Source organism: Streptomyces sp. NPDC059785 (genome assembly GCF_042732375.1).
Taxonomy (GTDB): domain Bacteria; phylum Actinomycetota; class Actinomycetes; order Streptomycetales; family Streptomycetaceae; genus Streptomyces.
On sequence record NZ_JBHWHV010000130.1, the window covers coordinates 1 to 3835 of the forward strand.

A 3835-nucleotide genomic window follows, 5' to 3' on the forward strand; every position below is an offset into this window, starting at 1 on the left:
GCTACGACAAACTCGCCGTCCGCTACGAGGCAACCGTGCTGGTCGCGGCCATCAACGAGTGGCTATGAGCGGCACATTGAAAACACTCCCTAGGGATCCAGCACACGCGCGGAGGCCCCGCGAGGCGAAGGGCGAAACTCATAGGACGCCGGACCCTCGGGCCAGCGCCCACTGCTTAACCCGTTCGATCGTGGCGTCCGGGGTGGGCGCTGCCGAGTGGACGAGAAACTCGCCGTAGGCCGAATCGTCGATCGGCAGGGACGCCAGCGGGTGTTCACGCAGCCGGGCCACGAGGTATCCGGCGGCGAGCATGTCCCGGGACTTCTCCAGGTCGATCTCGTACTTGTCGGCGTGCCAGTAGGAGCCGTCGTACTCAATGACGAGGGTCCGGCCGATGGCGAGCTCGACGGCGATGTCGACAAGCCAGTGGGAGCGCCTGGCGAATGCGTCGTGCCGTACCGCTTGGCCGGACGTGGCCCGGCCGAAGGCGCGTTCGGCAGCGGCGTGGTGATCGAGTTCGACCTGAGACTTTCCGTGTTCCCTGCACTCGGGGCAGCCGCTGCCGCTGGATCGCGATGCCAGCGAGGCGTGCCATGCGTGATCGGCGTTCGTGGAGCAGATCCAGGCGGGTACGAAGGGTGTCTGCCCGGTAGGGCGTACCTGCCATGCGGAGCGCGGATTCGCTGGGGACCATTCGGCTGCCAGGTCCGGGAAGTGGTAGGCGAGCGAGTCCAGGATGGTGCGGCATTCGGGGCATCGAAGGCGCTGGCCTTTGTCGCGCTGAGCCGGTGCTTCCTGCCACTCGTGCCCGCAGTTCGGGTCCCGCCACCACACATTCTTGCGGGAGCCGGGAGACACGGCTGCGGCCTGGATGCTGCCGTTCTTCGACGGATGCCACTGCGAGAATATTTCCGCGGAGAGGCCGAACACCGCCGGATCCGTCTCGACAGCCGCCAGGCGTTCATCGAGCGTGTGCTGACCACGGCAGGAGGGGCAGCCGGCTATGAGGTACATGTGCGGCGAGGATCGCGGGTGATGCCCTCGTGGACAGCAGAAGCGACGCTCGGGGCCAAGACCGGCAACCATCACCATGCGGGGGTCCTCGTCATCCGCCCAGGCCGCGAGCAGTTCAGGAACGTCGGCGACCGGCGTCACTTTGTAGCGCTCGTACTCCGCCTGCCACGCTGCACGCCGCTTCGGTTCACGCTCGGGACATTCCCGAGCGTTGGCCATGTCCAGGACTCTTTTGACGAAGCGCAGCCCGCAGTCCGGGCAGCGCCAGGACACCTCGCGGCGGGCCTTGACCGTGACAGTCTCCCAGTCCGCGGGGTCGTTGTTCTCGTGATTCCACCAGTCGATGACGGGCAGTCCGGAGTCCTTGAGCAGGTCCCGCTTCTTCGCCCGCCCCGCTGCGGCGGTAGTGGAGGTCCGCCGATCGCGCCTGGGGTTGGTCTGGCATCTGCATCCGAACCCGATGTCTCCCATCCGCTCGGCACTCAACCGTCCGCAGTACCGGCATCGCACGTGGTGCGGGTCCTCCGACAGTGACGGATCAGTCAGCGGACCGAGATACTCGTACCCGTTCTTCTCGGCGTGCTCGCGCGCCTCCGATGCCGGCACCGGATCCAGGTTCGCGTAGGCCCCTTTGAGGCGCCGGTCCTCGTCCGCCCATTGTCGCCAGTAGCAGGCCCGGCACGTCGATTCCCCGATCGTGTTCTTCTCCAGGGTGTACTCGAGGCGGTAGTGCGCTTCCACCCCACAAGCCAGGCATCGCGTCAGTCGCCACGCGGTCGGCTTGGTGAACGGCTCCAGGGGTTCCAGACCGCCAGCGCGCAGCATCGCCGTGATGTGATCGTCGCACCAGGAGTCGCGTGAAAGGGTCCGGTACACGGCCGGCTGCGGGCAATCCGGCTCAGAGCACAGCTGAACCGTCTTTCGAGGCGACGTGGAACTCACCTACGGAGTCTCCCACGGCTGTCGTTACCGCCACGGTCCAGTGGCTGATGATGTCCTACAGGGGACATGACCCGGTGGCGCCGGGCAGGCGTCCCACCCTCCTTGCGCATGCCTTGCGCATGCGTGCTCCGGATCGCTGCCTCTGACCCCCGAGCAACGCTTCGTGACCGGAATGCCGTCCGACGTCACGGCAAAGAGGAAGTGCAGGAAGCACCGCCGCATTCCCGTGCACGACGGAGGACCGTATGCCTCGGCAACGGCGCCAAGATGAGGTCACCGGAGAGTGCTGACGCCGAGCCCACCCTCACCGCATGGCATGAACGCATCAATACTTGCTACCCGTAATCCTCTCCATCTCAAAGAACTTACCTGCGAAGTTGCAACATCTCCCGTTAGAACTAACGCAGTACAGGTCATAGCCATGATCGAGATATACCTGCTCACGTTGATGCAGCTCATCGACTCCTCGATTCCTGCCGATTGAACTGCAACATCCAAGGTGAGGGATCTGCCGATGTTGCAACTAGACATGTAATCGACACTCGCGCGGCGGGCCAGTGCCGGGAAGATGCCGGTCGCGGCATGCACGTTGCGCCGGGCCATGGACGGGCGGCTGCCTACCCTGTACACCGTCCAGGCGTTCGCCCGGGGCGCGGACGCCGACGAACAGGAGGCGGCGCGGGTGTGGGCGGTGGCCGCGGCCGCCGTCCATCCGGCGCCCGTGCGGCGGCCGGTCACGTACGTGCCCGGGCGCGGCATCACCACCCTGGCAGGACTGGCCAGGGCCATGATGAGGGTCCGGGCGGAGGCCGGTGGGCCGAGCCTGCGCCGGCTGGTCGGCTCGCCCGAGGCCGCGGGCCGCATCTCACGCAGCACCCTGCACAACGCCCTCACCGGCCAGAGGCTGCCCAGCGAAGATCTGGTGGCCGGCTTCGCCGCAGCGTGCGGCGCTGGCGAGGAGACCACCAGCGCGCTGCTCGCCGCCCGTGCGCGGATCCTGGCCGGACCTCAGACCCGGCCGCGCGTGTGGACCGCCGAACGGGCCAGGTCCCAGATGCTGCGTGATTTGGGCGTGCCTTATTGGAGGCGGAACGAGGACATCGACACACTCGACCTCGGCGTCGATCCCGATTTTCCGGTGCGCCGGCAGCCCTCACCCGCGCGGAGAACGGCACAACGTCACCGGCGGCGACGGAGCCAGCGCCGACAGACGCGACGAACTCGACTGCTACGAATGCCTGTTTGCGCAACGAGGAGGCAAATACCGGACAGGACTAAGTGCGGCTCGGGGCCCTGAGGACGGTTGTGCTGGTGCGCGGCGGGCTGCTCCTCTGCGGCTCTTGCCGGCCACGGCCAGACCGCGCCTGAGGAGCGCAGCGCGGGTACGGCCGTCGGAGATCACGCCGTACTCCAAGGCGGTCGGGCCCGGACCGGCGATCCCCGGGGTCTTGCGGTACGGCGCCAGGCGCCGCTCCCCGCTGGGCCGGGTCGGTGTCCGTCAGTTGGGACTTGCGCCGTGACATACGAGGCGACCGAAGGGGCGACGCCGGTACGAGCAGACGCCAGAGCGCTGCCGTTTCGGGCCCGTGCCAGGGCCCGTACCGTTCGGGCAGGTCACGCCACGGAGCCCCGGTCCGCAACCGCCACAACACCCCGTTGATCACCTGCCGGTGATCCCGCCACGGACGGCCCCGCCCGTCAACACCCGGCAGCAGAGGCTCTATCCGCTCCCACGCCGCATCCGTCAGCTCTCCACGACCCACCACAAGATCAATTATCAGACAGGCCCTAGGGAGTGTTTTCAATGTGCCGCTCATAGCCACTCGTTGATGGCCGCGACCAGCACGGTTGCCTCGTAGCGGACGGCGAGTTTGTCGTA

At 67.1% G+C, this 3835-nt stretch carries 2 protein-coding genes and 1 pseudogene; 1 reads left to right on the forward strand and 2 read right to left on the reverse strand.

Annotated elements, in window-relative coordinates; genetic code table 11:
• Positions 1-138: 138 nt before the first annotated feature.
• Entirely contained in the window at positions 139-1956 is a 1818-nt protein-coding gene (locus ACFV6E_RS42760; protein WP_385469166.1) for a zinc-ribbon domain-containing protein, read from the reverse strand.
• A 568-nt stretch (positions 1957-2524) separates the two neighbouring features.
• Between ACFV6E_RS42760 and ACFV6E_RS42765 the strand changes: the two genes are divergently transcribed.
• The gene (locus ACFV6E_RS42765) at positions 2525-3253 is read left to right on the forward strand and encodes a hypothetical protein (RefSeq protein ID WP_385469169.1); all 729 of its coding nucleotides are present in this window, start codon (positions 2525-2527) and stop codon (positions 3251-3253) included.
• 292 nt (positions 3254-3545) lie between these two features.
• On the opposite strand, the pseudogene ACFV6E_RS42770 reads toward ACFV6E_RS42765, so the two are convergent.
• Positions 3546-3719: pseudogene (locus tag ACFV6E_RS42770) on the reverse strand (transposase); the annotation flags it as partial.
• Between the last annotated feature and the right edge of the window lie 116 nt (positions 3720-3835).